Source organism: Lacinutrix venerupis (genome assembly GCF_001971745.1).
In the GTDB taxonomy this organism is placed as follows: Bacteria; Bacteroidota; Bacteroidia; order Flavobacteriales; family Flavobacteriaceae; genus Lacinutrix; species Lacinutrix venerupis.
In genome coordinates this window covers 1,895,679-1,920,407 of record NZ_CP019352.1, presented here as the reverse complement: position 1 = coordinate 1,920,407, position 24,729 = coordinate 1,895,679, and the positions used below count along the sequence as shown (strand labels likewise).

The window sequence follows — 24,729 nt, the reverse complement described above, 5'->3', positions numbered from 1 at the left end:
ATAATAGTATTCTTAATCTTTAAAATGTTATGGGAATTGTAATAAAGCAATCTATACAAAACACAATAACTACTTACTTAGGTTTTGTAGTTGGTGCTGTAAACGCTTTATTTCTTTACACTCAATTTTTAACTCCAGAAAATTATGGTTTAATAGGGTATTTGCTTTCTACAGCTAATGTTATGATGCCTTTATTTATGTTTGGAGTTAGTAATACACTTGTTAAATTTTTTTCATCATATAAAACTAAAAAACAGCAGAATGGTTTTTTAACATTAATGCTTTTTTTGCCTTTATTGGTTATTATACCAATTGGTTTTATTGGTGTTTTAGGGTATCAGGCTATAAGTGGATGGCTATCATCAGAAAATGAGATTATTAAAAATTACACGTACTTAATTTACATTATAGCTGTTGCTATGGCTTACTTCGAAATTTTTTTTGCGTGGAGTAAAATTCATTATAAAAGTGCTTTTGGAAATATAATGAAAGAGGTATTTCATCGTGTTTGTATTTTTATTTTACTTTTTGCTTTGCATTACAAGTTGCTTACTGTAGACCAATTTATAATTGCTGTTGCTATAGTGTATGTAATAAGAATGTTAATTATGAAATTTTATGCTTTTAGTTTAAGAATTCCAAAGCTAGATTTCAATTTTAATTTTAATGTATCTAGTGTATTAAAATATAGTTTTTTAATTATTATAGCAGGATCTGTTGCTATGTTTATGCTGGATTTAGACAAGTTTATGTTAGGTAAACTTATAGTTATAGATAATATAGCTTATTATAATGTAGCAATATTTGTTGCTACTGTAATAGCAGTGCCTTCAAGAGCTATGCATCAAATAACATATCCATTAACTGCAAAGTATTTAAACGAAAATGATAAGGTATCGCTTGTTAATTTATATAAAAAATCTTCTTTAAATTTAATAATTGTAAGTGGCATTATCTTTACTTTGGTTATAGTAAATATTAACGATTTATATGCATTATTAAACCCAGAATATAGCAAAGCTTTATATGTAGTTATTATAATTTCTATAGTAAAATTATTAGATAATTTATTAGGTATAAATAATTCTATTATATTTAATTCAAACTACTATAGAATTATACTCTTTTTTGGTGTATTAATAATACTTGTTGCAGTATTACTTAATTATTTATTAATTCCTATTTATAATATAAATGGAGCTGCTATAGCTACTTTTTTAGCTATGTTTTTATATGGCAGTTTAAAATTATGGTACGTAAATAAAAAATTTAAAATGCATCCTTTTTCGGTATATACTTTTTATACATTATTGTTAATATTATTACTCTCACTTGCATTTTATTTTTGGGATTTTGGTTTTCATTCAATTATAAATATTATAATAAAATCGACAGTGGTTGTTGCGCTATATGGATTTATTGTATATCGTTTTAATCTTTCAGAAGATATTACAACTATTTTAAATAAATTATTAAAGCAATAAAAAACATCTTGAAACTTGCTTTGGGTAACAAGTAACAAGATGTTTAATCCTATTAATTAAAATAATAGATATTATCTACGAGATCTATTTGTAGATGTTCTTTTAGAACTTGATTTAGTATTTCTACTAGTCGATGCAACTCTGTTTTGAACTTTTTTAGTACTACGTTGTGCAGTTCTATTCGAGCTTGTTCTAGGTGTGCTTGCACTACTGTTTCTTGTTCTAGTTCTAGTAGCAGTGTTTTTAGTAACACTTCTATTGGTTCTTGGAGTTGATGATACAGTATTATTTCGCGTTCTTGTTTTAGGTGTTGCGTTACTTCTTGTTCTTGGAGTAGAAGTAGTTTTAACTCTAGTTCTAGTTGTAGTAGAAGTATTGCTTCTTGTTCTAGGTGTCGAGTTAGATAAACTGTTACGAGTTCTAGCTCTTGGTGTTGCTGCTAAACGAGTCCTACCTTCGGTTCTAGATGCATAACTTCTATTTCTTGTAATTGTATTGCCTCTTCGACTTGCAACAGCAGTTTTTCTTCTATAATTATTAGTATAAGGTCTGTTATATTTATATCTAATTGGAGTATAATATTGTCTGTAAGGTCTATTAAAAACTACACAGTAGTTTACGCTAGGTACTGCATAATATCTATGCCATGGTCTAAAAACATACGCTCTATTATATACGTTTATAAATCCAGTATAGTGAGAAAAAACATTATATCTGTTATAATGAACATATAAGCCACCTACACGTGTTACATATCCTCGGTTATTATAATTTATGTATATATCTCCGGCTTGAATAATTCGTCCATAATAATCGTAAAAAATGGGAGTATTTTCAATTTGTATAATAGCACCAAACTCATCGTATTGTACATAAGCATCATAATTATAACCAGAATTAAAGCTAATATTCACATTGGGAGTACCAATCGAAACATTTACTTGAGGTCCACGATTTGGCATGTAAAAATCAAATTGCCCATCTGCATAAACAGAAAACTCAATACCTTGTTCCATAAAGATAAAAGATTTTCCATATCCTCTATAAGAGGTCGTAGCGTTACTTTCTAAGGTTTTTAGGTTGTTAGTATTTTCTGCATTTACTGTAAAACTTGTAAAAAGTAATAAAGAAAATAAATAGATTAAATGTTTCATAATATTCGTTTTTAAGATTGAATATTATTTAATTTACAAGCATCGTGCCAAAAAGGAAAACGCTGTAGTTTTGTAAACTGAAGAATTACACGTAGTTTCGCGATATTCTTAATATTAGAGAACATAATATGTCGTTTAAAAAATTAAACCCACAAATTCTAGAAGCTTTAGAAAATAATAATTTTGAAGCGCCAACTCCATTGCAAAAAAAAATCTTGCCAATAATTAAGGGAGGAGCAAATGTCTTTTGTATTGGAAAAAAAGGTAGCGGAAAAACTACAGCAATTATAATTAGTGTTTTACAAAAATTAAAATGTAAACCAGAAGGTGATGCGCCTCGTGCTTTAATTTTAGTTGAAACAAAAGCTGAAGCACTAAAGCTTAAAGAAGCATTTGAAGCGTTTATTAAACTTAGAGAATTAAGAATATATGCTGCTTACGATGAACAAACACTAGAGCAGCAACGAGAAGAAATTTACTATGGCCAAGATATTTTAATAGCAACTCCTAAACGCTTAAATAAATTGTATTTAATGAATAGTTTAGATCTTAGTCAATTAAAAATGTATATTCTTGAAGATGCAGAGTTTGCAGAAAAAGGACTTTATTTTGCGGCAATTAATAGAATTCCAGAAAGTATAGATAGATGTCAATATCTTATTTTTGCCGAAAATTTGAGTCCTAAATTAAAACGTTTTGAAAATACGTTTATGTTTCGATCTCAAATTGTTAAAGTTTAATGCTTTATTAAATAAGTATTCAATAATTTTTATTTATAAAAATGAATTCTTAAACTTGTACATGCTTTTTTAAGAAAAAAGCAATTATTTTAAATGATAAAAATAAGTAATTACAGTATAAAAGGAGCAAAATTAAGTTTCTCTTATTGCCATAGGCTACCGGAGCGCTCTTTTTTTTACAAAGGAAAACAATTTCCGCTTTGCGCTAGATGCACTGGTATTAATCTTGCTTATTTTTTAATTCCTGTTTTTGCCTTTGGTTTTATTAAAATCTCTTTATGGTGGTCTATAATAATGATATTGCCAACATATATAGATGGTACAATTCAAGCATACACAAAATACGAAAGCAATAATATATTAAGATTTACTACAGGAATTATTTCTGGAATAGGTACTGTGTCTTTATTAACAATTATAGGAATTGCAATAGGAAAACTAATATTAACCTTTATACACTAAAACTATGTCTGATCAATTAAACAACCCAAACCACAATCCAAACGATCAATTGGAAACAGGAATGAAAATATTATCATTTTGTATTCCTTTAGCTGGTGCAATTATTTATTTTACAAGTAAAGATAAGTCTCCAAACAAAGCAAAACAAGCATGCCATATGGCTCTTTATGGAGCAGGAGCTGCAATTGTTATTAATATACTATTTACTATTTTAGGTATTGGAGCATCTGCAATGGGATCATAATATTTATTTTATTTAATATAAAAACCCACAAATTGTACAATTTGTGGGTTTTCTTATTTAGTAGCTTTTGTATTAAAATTTTTAACTTTTTAGCTTAATTGCTTTTTCATTATTTCTATAGTAATAATGACCATTATTGCTATTCCAATTATTGCCCGAGTTATTATTTTGTTGAGTTGGAATGTTATAATAATTTGTATTATTAAAATTTACTTGGCCAATAGTTTTAATTAATTGCCCATGTCTATTGTATTTTAATTTTAAAGCTCCAACTTGAGTTAATAACCCGTTTCTATTATATTTCATGTAAACACTACCAAGTCTTTTTACTTGACCATTTCGGGTATAATTTACAAATACATTACCAATACGTCTTACTTTACCATTGTTGTCGTGTGTTACAATTACACCACGACTTCTTGGCGTAGAGTAGGAGACTTGAGTGCCAGGAGCACCAAACGTTCTATTTATGGCACTACGTTTAGTATTTGTTTTTCTATAATAGTCGTCATAATTACTATGGTTAGATTCTAAGTTTGTATTAAAATCGAAGGAACCATCTGCAAAAATTAAAAATTCTACTCCGCGCTCAATAAATTGAATAGGTTCTATAAAATTATAATTACTAATTCTATTTTCTAATTGTTTAACTTCATTTAAAGATTTCTCTTTTTTTTCAATTGCTGTTACAGTAGTTAATCCCATTAACAATCCTGTAAATAATAGTACTAATTTTTTCATAGTATTGCGGTATTAAATTTATGCGTATTTCTGAACGTTTCAAAAAAAGCTAAAAAGCCTACGCTATTTGTTATATAAGTTTTCAATATGCGTGCCAAACTTGTTAAGGCTTAATTTTGTTGGTGTTTTAAAGATTTTTTAATACTTGTTTTAAAGTGGTTTACTTTAGGTAAATTCAATTTTAATATTATATTTACAAATAGTAACCACAACCAAACTATGTCAATTTTATATAAAGTATGTAAAAACTGTGATTCAGATTTTAGAAGTAATTTCGATTTCTGCCCACATTGTGGAATGAAGCAAAAAGATGAGTTAAACTTAAAAGTTTTGTTTTATAATACAGTAAGTAACTACTTTTCTTTCGATGCCCGTTTTTTTAAGAGTTTTATTCCTCTTTTAATAAAACCAGGTTATTTAGCATCTAAGTTTGTATCTGGAAAACGTTTATTATACTTACATCCAGGACAAATGTACTTGGTTGCAGCTGTAATTTTTTTCTTTTTACTTTCTTTTAGTGCTAAAAAAGGAGCAAATGAATTTGATAAAGGTTTATCTGAATCTTTTAATACAGAAATTAAAATAGATTCGCTTTCTACAGAAGCATTAGAAATTAAAAGAAAAACAGATTCTACCTTAAGGGAAGAGGCACGTTCTACATTAAAAATGAACTCTTTTTTAACAGGAATGACAGAACAAGAAATAGACTCTATAGTTAATAGTGAGAAATTTAATACAAATAAAAATTCTATTCGTTTTACTAGTAAAAAAACAGATTCTTTAATAAAAATTAATGCACCAGATACCGAGATTTTAAAAGAAATGGGTTTAAAGGAAGAAGATAGTGCTTTTAAAAAACGCTTATATAACCAAACGCTAAAATTTCTTAAATCTAAAAAAGGAGGAAGTATTTTGTTAGCTTTTTTAGATGCTGCACCAATAGCAATGTTTTTTATACTACCAATTTTTGCATTAATTTTAAAGTTGTTATATAGAAAAAGAGGGCGCTATACATACCATTTGGTATTTAGTTTTTATTACTTTGCTTTTATATTTACAGTATTTACTCTTCTAGTAGCTATTAATTACGTGGTAGATATTCCGGTTTCTATAGATGTGTTTATTGTTTTTTCGATATTTACATATCTTATAATAGCACTTAAAAGGTTTTACAAGCAAGGCTGGTTTAAAAGTTTTATAAAAGGAAGTTTAGCAACAATGGTTTTTTTCCCAATATTAATGGTTGTTTCTATTATTGTGCTTTTCTTTTCTTTTATGTTTTATTAAATATATAATTATAATTTTTCTTTTAAATACTTCCCAGTTTCAGACGCTTTTACTTTTACAATCTCTTCTGGAGTACCAATTGCAACAAGGTTTCCACCATTTTCTCCACCAGTTGGACCTAAATCTATTATATAGTCTGCACATTTAATTAATTCTAAATTATGCTCTACAACAATAATAGAATGTCCTTTTTCTATTAAGGCGTTAAAAGATTTTAATAGCTTTTGAATGTCGTGAAAATGTAAACCTGTTGTTGGTTCATCAAAAATAAATAAAGCTGTTTCTTTAGTGTTTCCTTTTCCTAAAAACGATGCTAATTTAATACGTTGGGCTTCACCACCAGAAAGTGTAGATGAACTTTGACCTAAAGTTACGTAGCCTAAACCTACATCTTGTAATGGTTGTAATTTGTTTTTAATTTTAGTTACATGATTGGCATCAAAAAATGCAATAGCATCATCAATAGTCATGTTTAGAATATCGTCTATATTTTTATCTGCAAAAGTAACCTCAAGTACTTCTTTTTTAAAGCGTTTACCTTTGCATGTTTCGCATTCTAAATGCACATCTGCCATGAACTGCATTTCTATGGTTACTTCGCCTTCACCTTTACAAGTTTCACAACGTCCGCCATCTACATTAAAACTAAAATGCTTAGCCGCATAATTTCTTATAGTACTAAGTTTTTGTTTGCTGTAAAGCGCTCTAATATCGTCGTAAGCTTTTATATATGTAACAGGATTTGATCTAGAGGAGCGACCAATTGGGTTTTGGTCTACAAACTCTATATGTTTTACGTTGCTATAATTTCCTGTTAATTCTGAAAATTGTCCAGGTTTATCACCAAAACCAGTTAGTTCTTTTTGTATTGCTGGATATAATATTTTTTTAACTAAAGTACTTTTTCCACTTCCTGAAACTCCTGTAATTACAGTTAGCATACCTAACGGAAATGAGACATCAATATTTTTTAAATTGTTTTCACGAGCACCTTTAATATCTATACTGTATTTAGAGGTTCTTCGTTTTTTGGGAACTTCAATTTTTAAAGTTTCATTTAAATATTGTGCTGTTAATGATTTAGAAGCTAAAATATCTTTAAATGTTCCTGTTGCTACAACTTGGCCTCCAAGTGTACCAGCTTCTGGTCCAATATCTATAATTTCGTCGGCTTCTTTCATGATATCTTCATCATGCTCAACTACAATTACTGTGTTTCCTAAATCGCGTAATGCTTTTAAAACTAATATTAACCTTTCTGTATCTTTAGGGTGTAAACCTATACTAGGTTCATCTAAAATATACATAGAGCCTACTAAACTACTACCAAGCGAAGTGGCAAGGTTTATACGTTGGCTTTCACCACCAGATAAAGTATTAGATTTTCGGTTTAATGTTAAATAATCTAAACCTACGTTAGATAAAAACTCTAATCGGTTTTCAATTTCTTTTAATATACGTTTTGCAATGGTTGTATCGTGATCGTTTAATTCCAGTTGCTTAAAGAAATTGGTAAGTTTATCTAGTGGCATTTCAACCAAATCTGTAAGCGTAGCATTACCAACTTTCACATAATTAGCTTCTGGTCTTAAACGTTTACCTTCGCAAACCTTACATTTTGTTTTACCTCTGTAACGCGATAACATGACGCGATTTTGAATTTTATAGGCTTTACTTTCTAATTCTGCAAAAAAAGCATTTAAACCTTCAAAGTATTTATTTCCTTTCCAGATTAAATCTTTGTTTTTTTGGCTAAGCTCAAAATAAGGTTTATGTATAGGGAAATCGAATTTATGCGAGTTGTTAACCAATTGGTCACGGTACCAACTCATACTTTCGCCACGCCACGGAAAAATAGCATTTTCGTATACCGATAATGCTGTATTTGGTATAACCAAATCATCATCAATACCAATTACATCGCCATAACCTTCACATTTTGGGCAAGCACCATACGGATTATTAAAACTAAATAAATGAACGTTTGGTTCTAAAAAAGTAATACCATCTAATTCAAATTTATTAGAGAATTGTTGTACGCTATTATCGCTTAATTTTTCTATAAAACATTCGCCTTTACCTTCAAAAAAAGCAGTTTGAATAGCATCTGCTAAACGGTTATAAAAATCTTCATCATCTTTGGTTACAATTCTATCTACAACTAAAAATAAGTCTTTGGTGTTTTCTGTAATACTTTCGGTTTTATCTAAACGTAAAACCTCTCCATTAGCTTTAATTCTGGCATAACCTTGCGCATTTAAAGCTTTTAGTTTGTCGCTTATTTCACGACCTTCTTCTAAATGAATAGGAGCGAGGAGTAGTAGTTTTTCTCCAAGAGCAATAGATTTTACGTAATTTAAAACATCTGTAACAGTGTCTTTTTTAACTTCTTGACCAGATACTGGAGAATATGTTTTGCCAATTCTAGCAAAAAGTAGTTTAAGATAATCGTAAATTTCTGTAGTTGTACCAACTGTAGAACGTGGATTTGTAGAATTTACTTTTTGCTCAATGGCAATAGCAGGCGCAATACCTTTTATGTAATCTACTTTAGGTTTATTTAGCCTACCTAAAAACTGTCTAGCATAACTAGATAAGCTTTCTACGTAGCGTCTTTGACCTTCAGCATACAAAGTGTCGAAGGCTAAACTAGACTTTCCAGAACCAGATAAACCAGTAATAACAACTAATTTGTTTCTAGGAATTACAACATCTATATTTTTTAAATTGTGCAGTTTAGCACCTTTTATAATAATGTTTTGTTTAGGATTTACTTCGGAAAGCTTAATATTCATAAGTATTGTAATAAAAGTAATTGCAAAGATAGTACTTAATAAGAAGCTTATGAAAAAGATTATTGTGCAATAAAATGTTAAAAATTAATTTTTTTTTGTTTTTTCGGAATGATTGTTGTTATATTTACCTTGTTATTAACAAATTAAATTGTCGAGCCTATTACATAATATTACTTTTTAAATTAATTAACCTAAGCTGAAGCCCTAACTTCTGCAATAAAAAGTAACGTTATGCGACAAGAACTTATCACTGATGCTGTATTAATAAGCAGCTATATTAATGGAGATGAATCTTCTCTAGAAATTCTAATAAAAAGACACAAACAACGCATTTATAGTTTTATATACTCTAAAGTATATGATAGAGATATTGCTGAAGATATTTTTCAAGATACTTTTATAAAAGTTATTCGTACCCTAAAAAGAGGTAAATATAACGAAGAAGGTAAATTTTTACCTTGGGTAATGCGTATTGCACATAATTTAGTTATCGATCATTTTAGAAAAAACAATCGTATGCCTAAATTTGATAATAGTGGAGAGTTTAGTATTTTTTCTGTGTTAAGTGATACAAGTTTAAATGCAGAAAAAGCAATTATTAAAGATCAGGTAGAGAGTGATGTTAGGCGTTTAATAGAAGAGTTGCCAGACGACCAAAAAGAAGTTTTAGTAATGCGTATGTATCAAGATATGAGTTTTAAAGAAATCTCAGAACGTACAGGAGTAAGTATAAATACTGCATTAGGGCGTATGCGTTATGCTTTAATTAATATGCGCAAAGTAATAGACAAACACAATATAATATTAACGAATTAAAACAGATACAATAATAAAATAAAAGCTGCGTTATTTATTTGAATCAACAAACAAATACATGGCAAAAATTTACTCTAAAAATTCTAAAACAAAAAACAAAATGAACCCAAAAGATGAAACCATAAGTTTCATTCTTAATTATTCCAAAGCTTTAAGTGTTATAAATTATGAAAAATTGAAGTTTGAAGCGCTTCTGAATTAGACTAAAAATCCTGATTTATTAAATCAGGATTTTTTTTATTAATACATTTAATTTTTCTTTTTAAGTTTTTCGTATTCTTTTAAAACAGTACTTCTACCAATGGTTTTGGTAATAATATCTTTATCTAAATCCCAACCACGAGCAGGAGAATATTCTCTACCGTACCAAATAATTTGAAGGTGTAAATCGTTCCATGTTTCTTTTGGAAACAAACGTTTTGCATCTTTTTCGGTTTGCGCTACGTTTTTGCCATTAGTTAAATTCCACCTATACATTAATCTATGAATGTGCGTGTCTACAGGAAAGGCAGGTACGCCAAAAGCTTGAGACATTACTACACTTGCTGTTTTATGGCCAACAGCAGGTAAGGCTTCTAAAGCTTCAAAACTTTCTGGAACTTCACCGTTATGTTTATCTATTAAAATATGAGACAATCCATGAATGCCTTTACTTTTCATGGGTGATAAACCGCAAGGTCTAATAATTTCTTTTATTTCTTCAACACTCATTTTAATCATGTCGTAAGGATTATCTGCTTTTGCAAACAGTAAAGGTGTAATTTGGTTTACACGAACATCTGTACATTGTGCAGAAAGTAAGACAGCAACTAATAAAGTGTATGGATCTTTATGATCTAACGGAATAGGAATTTCTGGATATAATTCATTTAACGTATTTATAACGAAATCAACCTTTTCTTGTTTAGTCATTAATTGTATTTTTGATAAAAATTATTGAAAACTCAAAATTACAACTATGAATACATTAAAGCAAGGAGATAAAGTACCAGATTTTACAGTTAATGATCAAGATGGAAATGCTATTTCCTTAAGCGATTATAAAGGAAAAAAACTAATAGTATTTTTTTACCCTAAAGCAAGTACACCAGGTTGTACAGCAGAAGCTTGTAATTTAACAGATAATTATAAAGCATTACAAGATGAAGGCTATGAGATTTTAGGAGTTAGTGCAGATTCTGAAAAACGACAAACTAATTTTAGAAATAAATATAAATTTCCATTTCCGCTTTTAGCAGATGAAGATAAAGAAGTTATTAATGCGTTTGGTGTTTGGGGAGAAAAGAAATTTATGGGTAAAACTTATGATGGTATCCATAGAAAAACCTTTTTAATAGATGAAAATGGAGTAGTGGAGCACGTAATTGATAAAGTAAAAACTAAAGATCACGCAGCACAGATATTAGAATTATAATATTTTATTTTTAATTATAAAAAAAAACTCAGAACCGTTATGGTTCTGAGTTTTTTTATAAACTTGTTTTTAATATTCTGTTTACTGTATTTCTATAGAGAAAGCTACTTCAACGTCTGTTTCACCATCAGCATCACTTAAACCTGTGTTTGGTTTAGTTGGTTCGTGACGTAATGTAAATGTTAAAGTTCCAGTACTTGCAGCTCCAGTAGTAACTGTAAACTCTGTTCCTAATGGATTGTTATCACCATCAAAATTAGCATATTCTGTAGTTAAATCTAAACTACTACTAGCTGTGTAAAAGAATTGGTGCTCATCGTCTTCTTCTTCTACTTCTTCAGTAATATCTTCTGCAGGATCCTCAGTTTCGTTTAATAGTTGTATTTCACCATTGTAAGTAACTCCAGCATCTAAAACAGCATTAGTTAAACCTCCAGGATAAGTAAATACTGGATTATTAGGTCCATCTCCATCTAAATCTTGCATTTGAAAAGTAATAGCAGTTCCACCTCCGTTAGGTGTTAGTGTTACATTAACTGTTGTAATTAACTCTTCTTCGTTTACAGGTACTGGAATAGTGATATTGTCATCATCATCAGAACATGAAGTGGCTAAAAAAAGAGATAAAATTGTAATTGTTATAAATTTAAAGTTTTTCATTGTTTTGTAATTAAAATTAATAATTTATTTTAAGGTTTATTAAAAAGTTTCTACCTAATTCGTCTGCATAATAGCGTGTTCGATTTAAGTAATTGCGGTAGGATTTATTAAAAATATTAGAAACATCAAAACCTACTGTTAATGATGTTTTATTATTTAATTTAAAATCTACACTAGAGTTAAAATTAAGTAGATGGTAAGCACTTGGAGGTGTACTTACATCTACAATTTCTGTGGTTTCTGTTTCGGCGATATATACTTCAAAATTGTTATCAGGATATTCATTTTGCCTAAAAACATATTCACTTTCTAATGCTAAATTTAAATTGTTTAATTTTTTATTTTTATAAACAATAGTATTTTTTGTGCTCGCAGCGGGCATATTAATTAAAGCTTCGTCTCGAGAGGTGTCTTTTCCTTTAACTAAAGAGAATTGGTTTTTTAATTGAAAATAATCTGTTAATTTAAAGGCACTATTAATATCTACTCCTAATAATCTAGCATTGGTTTGTCTATATTCCCAAATTTGAAAATTTCCTCTTATAGTTTGAGAAATCCCTATAGGCTCAATAACAATAAAATCGTTAATAAAATTTGCATAAGGATTTATTGAAAAACTAAAATTGTCGTTTTCGCGTAGCAATGTTATAGATACTTTGCTAGATGTTTCAGAATCGAATTGTAAATCTCCATATTCTATTCGTGAAGCAGAGTGGTGCAAGCCTTCACTAAATAATTCTGAAGGATTTGGTGCTCTTGAAGATAAAGCATAATTAAATAATAATTTATAACCGTTGTTAAATTTATAGTTTAACCCTACAGTTCCCGAGGGATTATAAAAACTTAATTTTGGGTTAGCTAAAACTTGATCTCCAAAATCTCCATCGATAACAATATCTTGAAAAGTAGTGTCGTAATCTCTACTTTCCCAAAACGATGTTCTATAAAATTTTAAAGCATTTAGATAAGTATAATCAAACCTTGCTCCAATTTCAAAAAGTAATTGGTTGTTTATTTTTTTATCTAAAATGGCATAAGCTCCAAAATTGTATTTATCGTAATCTGGTATTAATCTTCTTACACCAGTGTTAGGATCTGCAAAATTAGTTTGGTATTGTCCTGTTAAGCCTAATTTTAATTTAGTAGTACTGGAAATTTTAGAGTCTAAATCTAAAAGTAGAGTATGAGTATCAAGTTTTAAATCTAAAGATGCTTTGTCTTTATCATCTCCACGTCTTACATCAAATTCTAATCTATTATTTTGTTGATATCCATACTGAAAATTTAATGTGCCAATATCATTAAACTTTTTAAAGGCTTTAATCCTTGCTATATGATGTGTAACATCTTGATATGGTGCATCTATATTGTATGTAAAATCATCAATATATAAAGGCTGAGCACTATTAATAGCTCTAACTTGGTCTTCGGCACCTCCTAAATGCGAAGCTCTTAAAATACCTGTTTCCACTTTATATAAAGAATAATAGGCTTCTATGCCAGAGTTAAATTTATTAACACCAGCACGTAAAGATAAACTGCGCTCAAAAACACCAGTGTTGCTTAGGTTGTAATCTGGTGCATTAAAATCGCCAAATCGCTTAATAGAACCTTGTGCTTTCCCGTACCAACCACTTTTAAAACTTTTAGTTAGTTGAGAAGTTACAGTCCCTCCACGGCCATTTGTTGCGCCGGTAACTATTGTTTTACCGTATAAACTATCTTTTACAGGTGTTTTAGAATTTTCTGTAATAATTATTCCTCCTATTGCATTTCCACTATACTGTAATGCACTTGCACCTTTTATTACAGTAATATTGTCTATTGCATTAACATCTAAATTAGGAGCATGTTCGGATCCCCAATCTTGATCTTCCATTCTTAAACCATCATTCATAACTACAACTCTGCTACTATGTAAGCCATTAATAATTGGCTTAACAATAGTGTTTCCTGTATTTAGAGAGGAAACTCCTGAGATATTATTTAAAACATCACCAAGGGAGTTTGCGCTATTATGTTCTAAGTCTTCTTTAGATATTTTATTTTCTAAAGTTGTATTAGATTTTATTTCTACACTTTTTCCTTCTAAAATAATTTCATTTAATTCTTCTAAATGATGTTCTAAACGAAAAATCTTATAGGTGTCTCCAGAAACTTCCAATTTATAAGTTTTAGAGTCACAAAAGGCATGGTATACTTCAAATGTATATGTTTTATTACATAAATTTGAGATGCTAAATTCGCCTTCAAAATTAGTTAATACAAATTGTTGAGTTTCTAAAATAGTAACTTTTGCATCAACTAAAATAGTACCATCGTGCTGGTCTATTACTTTACCAGTAATAGTATTACTACAATTTTGAGAGATTGAAATTTGGCAACTTATAAAAAGTATACTTAATAAAAATAAACGCATAAATTTAAAGCGTATTATTAGTTAAATGTATAAATACATTTAGCTAATTATATAATAGAATGTTTTTTATGAAATAATCATAAAAAAAGAATGATAAATTACATTTTAATAATGCAATTTTTAGGAGACTAAATAAATGAAGAAGGAGGGCCTCTTAAAGCAATACCAAGGCTTTTATAGCTGTTAATATAAAAATACTGAGAAATAATATTTTTGTGGTTATTCTTTATATTAGGTATAATAACATCGTTTAAAACTAACGAAAAAGTATTGTTTAGTTTAAACTTATAGAATTCACAATCTATTTCAATTTCATGAAAATGACTATCTGATGGATTTGAACAAACTTCATGCTTGTGGTTTTCAAAAACATGTGTAAATTTTACAGCAGAAGGAAACAAAACAACAAGCAAAAGCAGTATTGCGGCACTTTTAAATAGTATATGTTGTGTTTTATGTTTCATTTAATCTAAAAACCTACCTAAACCAAAACGACGTAGCATTTTCTTTTCGAACTCCCAGAAAAACTTACCTTGTCCAAATAAATATCCAATAGTTACCAATAAAATTTGGTAAAAAATTAGCCCAATGATAACATATAAAATCCAATAAGCAAAAGTATTTAAGTTTTCTTTAGTAATTCCTATAAATTTAATAAAAGGCTTTCCTATATATAATGATGAAGATCCAGTAATTGCAAAAACAATAAAGATTCTTATTATTTCCCAACGCTGATTAACAATCCATTTTTTTTCTAGTTTTTTAAAAATTAATAATGTTAATTTTAAAAGAAAAAAAGTAATTAAAAGTGCAAATGCAATTTGAAAAGCAATATGATTTTCTTCTCTAAATAGTCCTGCAATTTTATAACCAGAATAAAAGAGACCTATTAATCCCAATAGAGGGAATAGTAGTTGCCAATTTTTTGTTATCTCCCAACGTTTTTTAAACTCCTGCATTAAAGTGTTTTTTCAAGAGTGCAAATATAATTTAATTTTGAGGAACTCTGGTCCCTAAAAGATTTTGGTTATATGTATTTTGAAAATAAATAAAGTAGTTATAAATTTTATAATTTACATCGTAACCATAATCTACACCTTGTCTATAATTAATTTCCATTTCATATAAATTTGGATTATAGCGCCTTGGTTCTAATACACGCCTGTTCCATTCTTGAACATAACGTATATTTCTACTTTCCATATAATTTTGTGTGTAATATCCTTTTGGTTGCGCTCTTGATGCTAGATAGGTGCCAAAACCTGGCTCTATAATTATAACATCGTATTCTTGGTTGTCTCCAGAAATTTTAATTGTATCACCAACTTGTGTTTGTTGTAAAGCTTCGTTAGAACTAGATGCTTTTTTTGTGGTATTACATGCAAAAAGCATAATAATTACAATAAATATAAATAGTGCATTTTTCATAAGTTCAGTTTTTTATTAAAAATACAAATTTAATATAGGACTACAATAACAAAAACAAAAAGAGCCAAACTTGTGTTTGACTCTTTTTATAATCGTTTTATTTAAAGAATGGTTTATTTTCCAAATAAACCTCCTAATAATCCACCAAGACCGCTCTTTTTGCTATCTCCTCCTAATACCATTCCAGCAACATCGTCTACAATACTACCGTCTCCATCTGCATCTAAAATTTGTTCTAAGAAATTTTGTTCTTTATCTGCAGAGCTTCCTCCTAATAATCCGCCTAATAAATCACCAATACCATTAGATGAACTAACATTTTGTTGTTGTGCTTGTTTACCTATTACGCCCATTAATATAGGTGCAGCTACTTTTAAAATATTTGCTACGGATCCAGCATCTAAACCAGATTTTTCTCCTATAATTTTTTCTACACCTTGTTTTTTAGCTCCAAGAACGTGACCTAAAATTTTATCTCCGTCATTTTTCACCTCTTCATCAACACCTCCACCAAATAATCCTCCAAGATTATCTAAAATACTTCCATTGTGCTTTCCTTGTATAGCTCCCATTAATCCTTCTGCTCCTTGTGGAGTTGAAGCGTTTCTTTGCATTGCCTTCATTAAAACCGGTAAAGCCATTGTAAGTACGCTACTTGTTTTGCTAGTATCGTTTCCTGTTGATCCTGCAACACCGCTAATTATTGATTTTCCTAAATCGCTTCCTAATAAATCTAAAATTCCTGACATTTTTTAATATATGTTTTAAGTTACTTTTGAATTGAAAAGTTACATAAAAAAAGCCTTAATGTAATTATTAAGGCTTTTATAAAATTTATAACGTCTATTTGTTTCGTTAAAGTGTCGATTTTTAACGATTAAAGTAGTATTTCTTTAATTTGCGTTGCTAGTTCTGTACCTATACGATCTTGAGCTTCGTTTGTGGCAGCACCAATATGTGGTGTTAAAGATAGCGAAGAATTCATAAGTAATTGCAATTCTGGTTTTGGTTCGTTTTCAAAAACATCTAAAGCGGCACCTGTAACTTTTCCACTTTCTATAGCTTTTACAAGAGCAACTTCATTTAACACACCTCCTCGAGCAGCATTAGCAATTATAACACCATCTTTCATGATATTAAATTCGGCATCGTCTATTATATATTCTTTTTGGGCTGGTACATGTAGAGAAATAAAATCTGATTGTTTTAAAACATCTTCTTTAGAGATAGTTGTAATATTAAAATCTACACTTTGTCCATCAAAAAAATCTAATTTTAGATTAGCTTTTTCCATGTAAGGATCATAGGCTACAACTTTCATACCTGCGCCTAAAGCTATTTTAGCAGTAGCTTGACCAATACGACCAAAACCTAAAACACCTAAAGTTTTACCTTTTAATTCTATACCTTTAGCATAAGCTTTTTTTAATCCTTTAAAATTAGTGTCACCTTCTAATGGCATATCTCTATTGGCATTATGTAGAAAACGAGCAATCCCGTAAAAATGTCCAAAAACTAATTCTCCAACAGAGTGTGATGAAGCTGCAGGAGTATTAATAACTTTTAATCCTTTTTCGCGTGCATAGTCAACATCAATATTATCCATACCAACACCACCACGTCCAATAATTTTTAAACTTGGGCAAGCATCAATTAAGTCTTTTCTTACGGTTGTTGCACTTCTAACTAAAAGTACCGTAATATTATTCTCGTTTATGTAATTTATTAATTGTTCTTGTGCAACTGTTGTAGTTGATACTTCAAATCCTGCACTTTCTAAAGCGTCAATTCCGCTTTGAGAAATACCATCGTTTGCTAATATTTTCATGAAAAAGTTTATTTTTCATTCCCATAATTCCGATAACTATTGGAAGGGAATCTTAATTATTAAATTATTTTTATTTGTTTGTGAGAAACAGCTTAATTATTAAGCTTTACTTTCTAATTCACTCATTACTTCAACTAAAACCTTAACGCTATCTAAAGATAAAGCATTATACATTGAAGCTCTATAGCCACCAACACTACGGTGACCATTAATACCGTTAATTCCTGCTTCTTGTACCATGGCATCAAACGTTTCTTTAAGGTTTTCGTTTTCTAAAGTAAATGTTGCATTCATAATTGAACGATCTTCTTTAGCTGCAAAACCTTTAAATAGTGGATTTAAATCTATTTCAGAATACATTAATGTGGCTTTCTTTTCATTTTCTGCTTCTATAGCTTTAATACCTCCTAAATCTTTTAACCATTGCATGGTTAGCATAGAAGTGTAAACAGCAAAAACTGGAGGTGTATTAAACATACTACCTTTGTCTATGTGTACTTTATAATCCATCATTGATGGGATTTTACGAGATACTTTACCGAGTATATCTTCTTTTATGACTACTAAAGTAGTACCGGCTGGTCCCATATTTTTTTGTGCTCCGGCATAAATTAAATCGAACTGTGAAAAATCTAAAGTTCTTGAAAAAATATCGCTACTCATATCGCAAACCATTGGAATATCTATTTTAGGAAAGCTTTTCATTTGAGTCCCAAAAATAGTATTGTTAGAGGTGCAATGGAAATAATCGTAATCCGAAGGTACATCAAAACCTTTAGGTATATAATTATAATTTGCGTTTTTAGATGATGCTACTTCGTAAATATCATCGTAAATTTTAGCTTCTTTAATAGCTTTTGCGCTCCAAGTACCGGTGTTTAAATAACCAGCACGTTTTTCTAATAAATTTAGCGCTACCATTAAAAATTGAGTACTAGCACCACCTTGTAAAAATAGTGCTTTATAACCTTTTCCTTCTAAACCTAAAAGTTCTAATGCTAAAGCTCTTGCCTTTTCCATAACATCTACAAAAGGTTTGCTTCTGTGGGATATTTCGATTAAAGATAAGCCGTTATCGAAATCTAATAAAGCTTCAGAAGCTTTCATTATTACTTGTTTTGGTAGTACGCAAGGTCCTGCGCTAAAATTATGTCTTTTCATGTTGTGCTGAATTTATTTCAGTATCAGTTAATTTTTCATTTTAAAAAAAAAATGATTTACATTTTAAGTTAACAAAGGTGCTAAATAATGAGCGTTTTTTTATTAATAATATCATAATTTATTGGCTATTATTTTAACAAAAAAGCAATAGTGTCTACGTTGTCTGCATAATCCCAAAGCTCTGGTTTTTGGGTTTCTCCAAATGCTACATTAGTGTTGTTAAGCTCTTTGGATACAATACATTGTATGTTTTCTGCTTCGGCTTCCAAAGTGTTTTTTAGGCTTACTATATCGTTGTAATATTCATAAAATACTGTTGCAATTGGTGAGGCAAAACTTTTGTCTTCTTTTATCATAAGAAAACCATTTTCAAGCATATCAAATTCACTCATTAAATATACTGCTTTGTTATAATCGTAATTATTAGCGTATTTAGCTTCGTTAATAATTGGATGCCATTTGTAAATAGCTTCAAAAAAGGCATCAAAATTATAATCTTTTGGTACAAATAATTTAGATACATTTCTACAACCTAAGCCATAATATCTAAAAATATCTTCAGATAGATTTTCTAAATCTTCTTTTGATTCATTTCCTGTAAGTACAGCAACTGAGTTTCTATTTTTTCTAATTATAGATGGTTTGTTTTTAAAATAATAATCAAAATAACGTGCTGTGTTAGAACTTCCTGTCGCAATTACGGCATCAAAATTTTCTAATTTACCTTCTGTAAAAGTAATTTTGCCTTTAAATTTTGGTTCTATATGTTCTAAATATTTAGCTAGAAATGGTAACAAATGTTTGTCGTTAGACGATTGTTTAACAATAACAGAATGTCCAGAAATTAATACAGATAAAAAATCGTGAAAACCAACTAAAGGAATATTTCCTGCCATAATAATGGCTACATTTTTATAAGATTTATTACTAAAAATATAAGATGAAGTCCATTTAGTTAAGTTTTTATTAGTTAGTAGCTTACTCCATCCGTTTAAAGAAAAAACAATATTAGTTTTTGTAAACCATCCATTGTTTTCTTGAGCTAATTTTATTTGGTGTTTAAAGCCTTCAAAAAATAAGTCGTTGTGCGGAATGTTATCTTGTTTTATAAATTTTTCTGAAGAAAATTGACTTATAAAAGTTCCTAATTTTGAGAAAGCGTTAATTCTTTGTTGTAATTCCATTTATACTTGCGTAATACGTGTTTTGTCGTTATTTTTGCAGTTGCAAATTTACGCAAACAAAATAAAACAATTACTATGGCAATTATTATAACAGACGAATGTATAAATTGTGGTGCATGTGAGCCAGAATGCCCTAATACTGCAATATACGAAGGTGCTGACGATTGGAGATATAAAGATGGAACTAGTTTAGAAGGAAGTTTAGTACTTCCTGATGGAAAAACTGTAGATGCAGATGAAGCGCAAGAGCCTATTAGTGATGAAATTTACTACATCGTACCAGATAAATGTACAGAGTGTAAAGGTTTTCATGAAGAGCCACAATGTGCAGCAGTTTGTCCTGTAGATTGTTGCGTTCCTGATGATGACCATGTTGAAAGCGACGAAGTTTTATTGGGTAAACAGAGATTTATGCACCCTGAAGATTAAACTAAATTAAAATAAAAAAAAATCCTAAGTAAAACTTAGGATTTTTTTTGATCTATATATAATCTATTAATTACTCGATAGCAGTCATTTCAAACACTAAGTATTCCATTATTCTATCGGTAGTAGTGAAATCGAATTCATCATTTTCAGTATGGAAAGAAGAATAAAAAACAGCGCCTTGTCCTAATAAAAATGTAAATGCTAAATCTTTATTTTCTGTAACGGTTACATTATTATTATCTCTATAATCTACTACGCCATTTAACCAAGATATTGTAGTTGTTGGATCGTAAGAGTCTACTACTTGCCAAGAACCTAAAAATTCATCTATAAAAACAGTATCGTTAATAGAAATACCAAAATTTAATAATAGCCATGCGCTTAAATTACCATCTAAAATAGTAGCGGTTGTGCTTAAAGACTGCCCACTTCTTCTTGGTGTATAAAAACTTAAATAATCTGTATCATTATTAGTAACAGTGTTTAATAAACTAGAAGACCAGTCTGTTACATATAGAAAACCACCATTATTAACATAATCCATAAGGTTTTGTTCGTATGTTGGGTTGTCTGAATGAGAACTACAGTTAATAAACAAAATGTCATAAGAAGCTAAAAGAGTAGGGTCCGACATTAAATCTGTGTAAGAAAAACTCACATTAGGATCTAAAATAGGATTTCTGCTTTCTAAGTCACTACTTTTATTTAAACCATGTAAATGTTCTTGGTTAGAAATGTGTGAATTTTTATTGGTTGTTATACCATCAATTATATCAAATAAAGGTTCGTTTGTTATTGGGTTTACAAGACCTATGCCATACAATACGCTTTCAATATTGTCAAAACTACCAGTTATAACACCAATATTTGGTAAGGTTTCAATTTTATAATTATCTAAAGTTGTTTCTTGTTCTACAACTATTTGTTTTTGTGTTGTAAATAAGCCTTTTGCTAAATTTAAAGTGTATTCACCTTTTTCTAATGCAATGGTAAAGTTACCTTGAGCATCTGTAGTTGTTTCAGCTTTTAAAATATTATTTTGCATGGCAGAAACCCTCGCGTTTACAATAGGATCTTGATTGTTTGGTGCTAATAATTTTCCTGATATGTTTATGCTCTCTGGAATAGCATCTGGTGCTTCGTCTTTAGAACAAGAGAATAGAAATAGCAAAATAAATGCAGATAGGATAATTGGTTTCATAATAATTGGTTTTATTGATTATATAGATATAACAACTCACTTTTAATATTTCCTAAGTTAGTTAAATAATTATGTTTCTCATTAACCGAAGATTTAAAGAATTAACTACATTTGCAATCGATTAAAAAGAACTTAAAAACAATAAATTTTCCATTTTTATGGAAATGAAAATATATTTACAATGAAAGCAGGAATTGTAGGCTTACCAAACGTAGGAAAATCGACATTATTTAATTGTTTGTCTAATGCAAAAGCGCAAAGTGCAAACTTTCCTTTTTGTACCATAGAACCTAACATTGGCGTGGTAAATGTGCCAGATCCAAGACTTCAAAAATTAGAAGAATTAGTAAATCCAGAACGAGTTATGCCTGCAACTGTAGAGATTGTGGATATTGCTGGTTTGGTAAAAGGAGCAAGTAAAGGAGAAGGATTAGGAAATCAGTTTTTAGCAAATATTCGAGAAACCGATGCTATTTTGCATGTATTACGTTGTTTTAACAATGATAATATTGTGCATGTCGATGGTAGTGTAGATCCAATTCGTGATAAAGAAACTATAGATATTGAGTTGCAGTTAAAAGATTTAGATACTGTAGAAAAAAAGCTTGATAAAGTTAAGCGTGCTGCAAAAACAGGAAATAAAGAAGCACAAAAAGAAGAGGCTGTGCTTTTAAAACTTAAAGCAGGTTTAGAAGCAGGAAAATCTGTAAGAGCAATAGAGTTTACAGAAGAAGAAGATAAAGAGTTTGTTAAACCAGCACAACTTATTACAGATAAGCCAGTAATGTACGTTTGTAATGTAGATGAAGGAGCAGCTGTAAATGGAAACGATTATGTTAATCAAGTAAGAGAAGCAGTAAAAGATGAAAATGCTGAAGTTCTAGTACTTGCTGTTGGAACCGAAGCAGATATTACAGAATTAGATGATTACGAAGAGCGCCAAATGTTTTTAGCAGATATAGGTTTAGATGAGCCGGGATCTGCCAAGTTAATTCGTTCTGCATATAAATTATTAAATCAGCAAACCTATTTTACAGCAGGAGTAAAAGAAGTAAGAGCTTGGACTATTAATATTGGAGCAACAGCTCCACAAGCAGCAGGAGTAATACATACCGATTTTGAAAAAGGTTTTATTCGTGCCGAAGTAATTGGCTATAACGACTATATAGAGTATGGAAGTGAGGCAAAAGTAAAAGAAGCAGGTAAAATGAGAGTAGAAGGTAAATCGTACGTTGTAAAAGATGGCGATGTCATGCATTTTTTATTCAATGTATAGACTCATTTTGCTATAACAATAAAAAAGCCAATGTTCTCAACAACATTGGCTTTTTATTGTTAATTACTTTCTGCAAAGCCTATTTCATTTTTTATGGCGTTGTATTATATTAGCAACCTATCACGAAAATTTACTCAATTCTATGTCTGAACAAACCAAATATACCGAAGATAATATACGCTCGTTAGATTGGAAAGAGCATATACGTATGCGTCCAGGTATGTATATTGGTAAATTAGGAGATGGATCGTCGCCAGACGATGGTATTTATATACTTTTAAAAGAAGTACTCGATAACTCTATAGATGAGTTTGTTATGGGAGCAGGAAAAACAATAGAAATTTCTGTACAAGGTAGCAAAGTAATTGTTCGAGATTACGGTCGTGGTATTCCTTTAGGAAAAGTAGTAGACGTCGTATCTAAAATGAATACCGGCGGAAAGTACGATTCTAAAGCTTTTAAAAAATCTGTAGGATTAAACGGTGTTGGTACAAAAGCTGTAAACGCATTATCATCATACTTTAGAGTAGAGTCTTCAAGAGACGGAAAAAGTGCATCGGCAGATTTTGAACAAGGAAACCTTGTAAATCAAGAGTTTTTAGAAGAAACTTCACGTAGAAAAGGAACAAAAGTATCTTTCATTCCAGACGATATAATTTTTAAAAACTATAAATTTCGTAGTGAGTATGTTGTTAAAATGCTTAAAAACTACGTATACCTTAACCCAGGATTAACCATAGTTTTTAATGGCGAAAAATATTATAGCGAAAATGGTTTAAAGGATCTTTTAGCTGAAAAAACTAGTGAAACCGATTTACTATACCCAATTATTCATCTTCGTGGTGATGATATTGAGGTTGCACTAACGCACAGTAAAACACAGTATAGCGAAGAGTACAATAGTTTTGTAAACGGACAAAATACTACTCAAGGAGGAACGCATTTAAATGCTTTTAGAGAAGCTGTTGTAAAAACCATTCGTGATTTTTATGGTAAACAATATGATGCTTCAGATATTAGAAAATCTATAATTTCTGCCATTGCAATAAAAGTAATGGAACCCGTTTTTGAAAGTCAAACAAAAACAAAATTAGGATCTACAGATATGGGAGGCGATTTGCCAACCGTAAGAACCTATATAAACGATTTTTTAAAAACATATTTAGATAATTATTTACATAAAAACCCAGATACTGCAGAAAAAATACAACGTAAAATTCTTCAAGCAGAACGTGAGCGTAAAGAATTATCTGGAATAAGAAAATTAGCTAAAGACAGAGCAAAAAAAGCCAGTTTACATAACAAAAAACTACGTGATTGTCGTGTGCATTTTGGCGATACTAAAAACGAAAGAAATCTTGAAACTACCTTGTTTATTACCGAGGGAGACTCAGCATCTGGTAGTATTACAAAATCAAGAGATGTAAATACACAAGCCGTATTTAGTTTAAAAGGTAAGCCTCTAAATTGTTACGGTTTAACAAAGAAAATTGTTTACGAAAACGAAGAGTTTAATCTCTTACAAGCTGCATTAAATATAGAAGAATCTTTAGAAGATTTGCGTTATAACAATGTGGTTATAGCAACCGATGCCGATGTAGATGGTATGCACATTCGCTTATTATTAATAACATTTTTTCTTCAGTTTTTTCCAGAAGTAATAAAAGAAGGCCATTTATATATATTACAAACGCCATTATTTAGAGTGCGAAATAAAAAGGAAACTATTTATTGCTATTCTGAAGAGGAACGCCGTGATGCTATAGAAAAATTAAAACCAAAACCAGAAATTACTCGATTTAAAGGACTTGGTGAGATTTCACCAGATGAGTTTGTTCATTTTATAGGTGAAGATATCCGTTTAGATCCAGTAATGTTAGACGATAATATGTCTATAGACGAGTTGTTGTCTTTTTATATGGGTAAAAATACACCAACAAGGCAAGAATTTATTATTGATAATTTAAAGGTGGAATTAGATTTAATTGAGGAAGATAAATAAACCA

At 29.8% G+C, this 24,729-nt stretch carries 24 protein-coding genes; 10 read left to right on the top strand and 14 right to left on the bottom strand.

Annotation, left to right across the window (positions count from 1 at the left end):
* Positions 1-29: 29 nt before the first annotated feature.
* Positions 30-1,484 carry an oligosaccharide flippase family protein gene (locus tag BWR22_RS08645; RefSeq protein WP_076733288.1) on the top strand — a complete coding sequence of 485 codons (1,455 nt, stop codon included), beginning with the start codon at positions 30-32 and terminating at the stop codon, positions 1,482-1,484.
* A gap of 71 nt (positions 1,485-1,555) precedes the next feature.
* On the opposite strand, the gene BWR22_RS08640 is transcribed toward BWR22_RS08645, so the two are convergent.
* Positions 1,556-2,638, bottom strand: a complete 1,083-nt coding sequence (locus BWR22_RS08640) for a hypothetical protein (protein WP_076733287.1) — start codon at positions 2,636-2,638, stop codon at positions 1,556-1,558.
* A gap of 128 nt (positions 2,639-2,766) precedes the next feature.
* On the opposite strand from BWR22_RS08640, the gene BWR22_RS08635 reads away from it, so the two are divergent.
* From BWR22_RS08635 to BWR22_RS08625, 3 genes are all read left to right on the top strand, one after another.
* The gene (locus BWR22_RS08635) at positions 2,767-3,378 is read left to right on the top strand and encodes a DEAD/DEAH box helicase (protein ID WP_076733286.1); all 612 of its coding nucleotides are present in this window, start codon (positions 2,767-2,769) and stop codon (positions 3,376-3,378) included.
* A 93-nt stretch (positions 3,379-3,471) separates the two neighbouring features.
* Positions 3,472-3,840: a DUF2085 domain-containing protein gene (locus tag BWR22_RS08630; protein ID WP_076733285.1), complete on the top strand. Its 369-nt coding sequence runs from the start codon at positions 3,472-3,474 to the stop codon at positions 3,838-3,840.
* A 4-nt stretch (positions 3,841-3,844) separates the two neighbouring features.
* A complete protein-coding gene (locus BWR22_RS08625) occupies positions 3,845-4,084 on the top strand; it encodes a hypothetical protein (protein ID WP_076733284.1) in 240 nt (79 codons plus the stop codon).
* An 81-nt stretch (positions 4,085-4,165) separates the two neighbouring features.
* Here the strand turns inward: BWR22_RS08625 and BWR22_RS08620 are convergent, their stop codons facing one another.
* A complete protein-coding gene (locus BWR22_RS08620) occupies positions 4,166-4,825 on the bottom strand; it encodes a hypothetical protein (protein WP_156875588.1) in 660 nt (219 codons plus the stop codon).
* 219 nt (positions 4,826-5,044) lie between these two features.
* Between BWR22_RS08620 and BWR22_RS08615 the strand changes: the two genes are divergently transcribed.
* Positions 5,045-6,112 carry a DUF3667 domain-containing protein gene (locus BWR22_RS08615; protein ID WP_076733282.1) on the top strand — a complete coding sequence of 356 codons (1,068 nt, stop codon included), beginning with the start codon at positions 5,045-5,047 and terminating at the stop codon, positions 6,110-6,112.
* An 8-nt stretch (positions 6,113-6,120) separates the two neighbouring features.
* On the opposite strand, the gene uvrA is transcribed toward BWR22_RS08615, so the two are convergent.
* On the bottom strand, positions 6,121-8,907 hold the full coding sequence (gene uvrA, locus BWR22_RS08610; RefSeq protein WP_076733281.1) for an excinuclease ABC subunit UvrA: 2,787 nt from the start codon (positions 8,905-8,907) through the stop codon (positions 6,121-6,123).
* A 231-nt stretch (positions 8,908-9,138) separates the two neighbouring features.
* Between uvrA and BWR22_RS08605 the strand changes: the two genes are divergently transcribed.
* Positions 9,139-9,723 carry an RNA polymerase sigma factor gene (locus tag BWR22_RS08605; protein WP_076733280.1) on the top strand — a complete coding sequence of 195 codons (585 nt, stop codon included), beginning with the start codon at positions 9,139-9,141 and terminating at the stop codon, positions 9,721-9,723.
* 249 nt (positions 9,724-9,972) lie between these two features.
* On the opposite strand, the gene BWR22_RS08600 is transcribed toward BWR22_RS08605, so the two are convergent.
* Positions 9,973-10,635 (bottom strand): endonuclease III domain-containing protein, encoded by a 663-nt coding sequence (locus BWR22_RS08600; RefSeq protein WP_076733279.1) that lies wholly within the window; start codon positions 10,633-10,635, stop codon positions 9,973-9,975.
* A 46-nt stretch (positions 10,636-10,681) separates the two neighbouring features.
* On the opposite strand from BWR22_RS08600, the gene bcp reads away from it, so the two are divergent.
* The gene (bcp, locus tag BWR22_RS08595) at positions 10,682-11,137 is read left to right on the top strand and encodes a thioredoxin-dependent thiol peroxidase (RefSeq protein ID WP_076733278.1); all 456 of its coding nucleotides are present in this window, start codon (positions 10,682-10,684) and stop codon (positions 11,135-11,137) included.
* A gap of 81 nt (positions 11,138-11,218) precedes the next feature.
* On the opposite strand, the gene BWR22_RS08590 is transcribed toward bcp, so the two are convergent.
* The 9 genes from BWR22_RS08590 to BWR22_RS08550 all read right to left on the bottom strand — a co-directional run bounded on the left by BWR22_RS08590 (position 11,219) and on the right by BWR22_RS08550 (position 19,817).
* The gene (locus BWR22_RS08590) at positions 11,219-11,797 is read right to left on the bottom strand and encodes a type 1 periplasmic binding fold superfamily protein (protein ID WP_076733277.1); all 579 of its coding nucleotides are present in this window, start codon (positions 11,795-11,797) and stop codon (positions 11,219-11,221) included.
* A 16-nt stretch (positions 11,798-11,813) separates the two neighbouring features.
* Positions 11,814-14,216 (bottom strand): TonB-dependent receptor, encoded by a 2,403-nt coding sequence (locus BWR22_RS08585; RefSeq protein ID WP_076733276.1) that lies wholly within the window; start codon positions 14,214-14,216, stop codon positions 11,814-11,816.
* 128 nt (positions 14,217-14,344) lie between these two features.
* On the bottom strand, positions 14,345-14,680 hold the full coding sequence (locus BWR22_RS08580) for a hypothetical protein (RefSeq protein WP_076733275.1): 336 nt from the start codon (positions 14,678-14,680) through the stop codon (positions 14,345-14,347).
* Entirely contained in the window at positions 14,681-15,175 is a 495-nt protein-coding gene (locus BWR22_RS08575; protein WP_076733274.1) for a DUF6787 family protein, read from the bottom strand. It lies immediately after the preceding gene.
* Between the two features lie 31 nt (positions 15,176-15,206).
* Positions 15,207-15,644, bottom strand: a complete 438-nt coding sequence (locus BWR22_RS08570) for a DUF6146 family protein (RefSeq protein WP_076733273.1) — start codon at positions 15,642-15,644, stop codon at positions 15,207-15,209.
* 113 nt (positions 15,645-15,757) lie between these two features.
* Complete coding sequence (locus BWR22_RS08565; protein WP_076733272.1) at positions 15,758-16,393, bottom strand: DUF937 domain-containing protein; 636 nt, start codon at positions 16,391-16,393, stop codon at positions 15,758-15,760.
* A gap of 128 nt (positions 16,394-16,521) precedes the next feature.
* A complete protein-coding gene (locus BWR22_RS08560) occupies positions 16,522-17,472 on the bottom strand; it encodes a D-2-hydroxyacid dehydrogenase (protein WP_076733271.1) in 951 nt (316 codons plus the stop codon).
* A gap of 99 nt (positions 17,473-17,571) precedes the next feature.
* Entirely contained in the window at positions 17,572-18,633 is a 1,062-nt protein-coding gene (gene serC, locus BWR22_RS08555) for a 3-phosphoserine/phosphohydroxythreonine transaminase (RefSeq protein ID WP_076733270.1), read from the bottom strand.
* A 128-nt stretch (positions 18,634-18,761) separates the two neighbouring features.
* A complete protein-coding gene (locus tag BWR22_RS08550; RefSeq protein ID WP_076733269.1) occupies positions 18,762-19,817 on the bottom strand; it encodes an acyl-CoA reductase in 1,056 nt (351 codons plus the stop codon).
* A 75-nt stretch (positions 19,818-19,892) separates the two neighbouring features.
* On the opposite strand from BWR22_RS08550, the gene BWR22_RS08545 reads away from it, so the two are divergent.
* Positions 19,893-20,246 (top strand): 4Fe-4S dicluster domain-containing protein, encoded by a 354-nt coding sequence (locus BWR22_RS08545; RefSeq protein ID WP_076734398.1) that lies wholly within the window; start codon positions 19,893-19,895, stop codon positions 20,244-20,246.
* A gap of 70 nt (positions 20,247-20,316) precedes the next feature.
* On the opposite strand, the gene BWR22_RS08540 is transcribed toward BWR22_RS08545, so the two are convergent.
* A complete protein-coding gene (locus BWR22_RS08540; protein WP_076733268.1) occupies positions 20,317-21,447 on the bottom strand; it encodes a carboxypeptidase-like regulatory domain-containing protein in 1,131 nt (376 codons plus the stop codon).
* A gap of 181 nt (positions 21,448-21,628) precedes the next feature.
* Between BWR22_RS08540 and ychF the strand changes: the two genes are divergently transcribed.
* A complete protein-coding gene (gene ychF / locus BWR22_RS08535) occupies positions 21,629-22,723 on the top strand; it encodes a redox-regulated ATPase YchF (RefSeq protein ID WP_076733267.1) in 1,095 nt (364 codons plus the stop codon).
* A 142-nt stretch (positions 22,724-22,865) separates the two neighbouring features.
* A complete protein-coding gene (locus BWR22_RS08530) occupies positions 22,866-24,725 on the top strand; it encodes a DNA topoisomerase IV subunit B (RefSeq protein ID WP_076733266.1) in 1,860 nt (619 codons plus the stop codon).
* Positions 24,726-24,729: the final 4 nt, after the last annotated feature.

What these genes read in the sequence shown, in the direction of transcription:
- BWR22_RS08625 (WP_076733284.1), top strand. Translation starts at nt 3,845, where the DNA reads ATGTCTGATCAATTAAACAACCCAAACCACAATCCAAACGATCAATTG.
- BWR22_RS08570 (WP_076733273.1), bottom strand. Translation starts at nt 15,644, where the DNA reads ATGAAAAATGCACTATTTATATTTATTGTAATTATTATGCTTTTTGCA.
- BWR22_RS08560 (WP_076733271.1), bottom strand. Translation starts at nt 17,472, where the DNA reads ATGAAAATATTAGCAAACGATGGTATTTCTCAAAGCGGAATTGACGCT.
- serC (WP_076733270.1), bottom strand. Translation starts at nt 18,633, where the DNA reads ATGAAAAGACATAATTTTAGCGCAGGACCTTGCGTACTACCAAAACAA.
- BWR22_RS08580 (WP_076733275.1), bottom strand. Translation starts at nt 14,680, where the DNA reads ATGAAACATAAAACACAACATATACTATTTAAAAGTGCCGCAATACTG.
- BWR22_RS08585 (WP_076733276.1), bottom strand. Translation starts at nt 14,216, where the DNA reads ATGCGTTTATTTTTATTAAGTATACTTTTTATAAGTTGCCAAATTTCA.
- BWR22_RS08550 (WP_076733269.1), bottom strand. Translation starts at nt 19,817, where the DNA reads ATGGAATTACAACAAAGAATTAACGCTTTCTCAAAATTAGGAACTTTT.
- BWR22_RS08540 (WP_076733268.1), bottom strand. Translation starts at nt 21,447, where the DNA reads ATGAAACCAATTATCCTATCTGCATTTATTTTGCTATTTCTATTCTCT.
- bcp (WP_076733278.1), top strand. Translation starts at nt 10,682, where the DNA reads ATGAATACATTAAAGCAAGGAGATAAAGTACCAGATTTTACAGTTAAT.
- BWR22_RS08640 (WP_076733287.1), bottom strand. Translation starts at nt 2,638, where the DNA reads ATGAAACATTTAATCTATTTATTTTCTTTATTACTTTTTACAAGTTTT.
- BWR22_RS08635 (WP_076733286.1), top strand. Translation starts at nt 2,767, where the DNA reads ATGTCGTTTAAAAAATTAAACCCACAAATTCTAGAAGCTTTAGAAAAT.
- BWR22_RS08645 (WP_076733288.1), top strand. Translation starts at nt 30, where the DNA reads ATGGGAATTGTAATAAAGCAATCTATACAAAACACAATAACTACTTAC.
- BWR22_RS08630 (WP_076733285.1), top strand. Translation starts at nt 3,472, where the DNA reads ATGATAAAAATAAGTAATTACAGTATAAAAGGAGCAAAATTAAGTTTC.
- ychF (WP_076733267.1), top strand. Translation starts at nt 21,629, where the DNA reads ATGAAAGCAGGAATTGTAGGCTTACCAAACGTAGGAAAATCGACATTA.
- BWR22_RS08620 (WP_156875588.1), bottom strand. Translation starts at nt 4,825, where the DNA reads ATGAAAAAATTAGTACTATTATTTACAGGATTGTTAATGGGATTAACT.
- BWR22_RS08590 (WP_076733277.1), bottom strand. Translation starts at nt 11,797, where the DNA reads ATGAAAAACTTTAAATTTATAACAATTACAATTTTATCTCTTTTTTTA.
- BWR22_RS08605 (WP_076733280.1), top strand. Translation starts at nt 9,139, where the DNA reads ATGCGACAAGAACTTATCACTGATGCTGTATTAATAAGCAGCTATATT.
- BWR22_RS08545 (WP_076734398.1), top strand. Translation starts at nt 19,893, where the DNA reads ATGGCAATTATTATAACAGACGAATGTATAAATTGTGGTGCATGTGAG.
- BWR22_RS08530 (WP_076733266.1), top strand. Translation starts at nt 22,866, where the DNA reads ATGTCTGAACAAACCAAATATACCGAAGATAATATACGCTCGTTAGAT.
- BWR22_RS08565 (WP_076733272.1), bottom strand. Translation starts at nt 16,393, where the DNA reads ATGTCAGGAATTTTAGATTTATTAGGAAGCGATTTAGGAAAATCAATA.
- BWR22_RS08615 (WP_076733282.1), top strand. Translation starts at nt 5,045, where the DNA reads ATGTCAATTTTATATAAAGTATGTAAAAACTGTGATTCAGATTTTAGA.
- BWR22_RS08575 (WP_076733274.1), bottom strand. Translation starts at nt 15,175, where the DNA reads ATGCAGGAGTTTAAAAAACGTTGGGAGATAACAAAAAATTGGCAACTA.
- BWR22_RS08600 (WP_076733279.1), bottom strand. Translation starts at nt 10,635, where the DNA reads ATGACTAAACAAGAAAAGGTTGATTTCGTTATAAATACGTTAAATGAA.
- uvrA (WP_076733281.1), bottom strand. Translation starts at nt 8,907, where the DNA reads ATGAATATTAAGCTTTCCGAAGTAAATCCTAAACAAAACATTATTATA.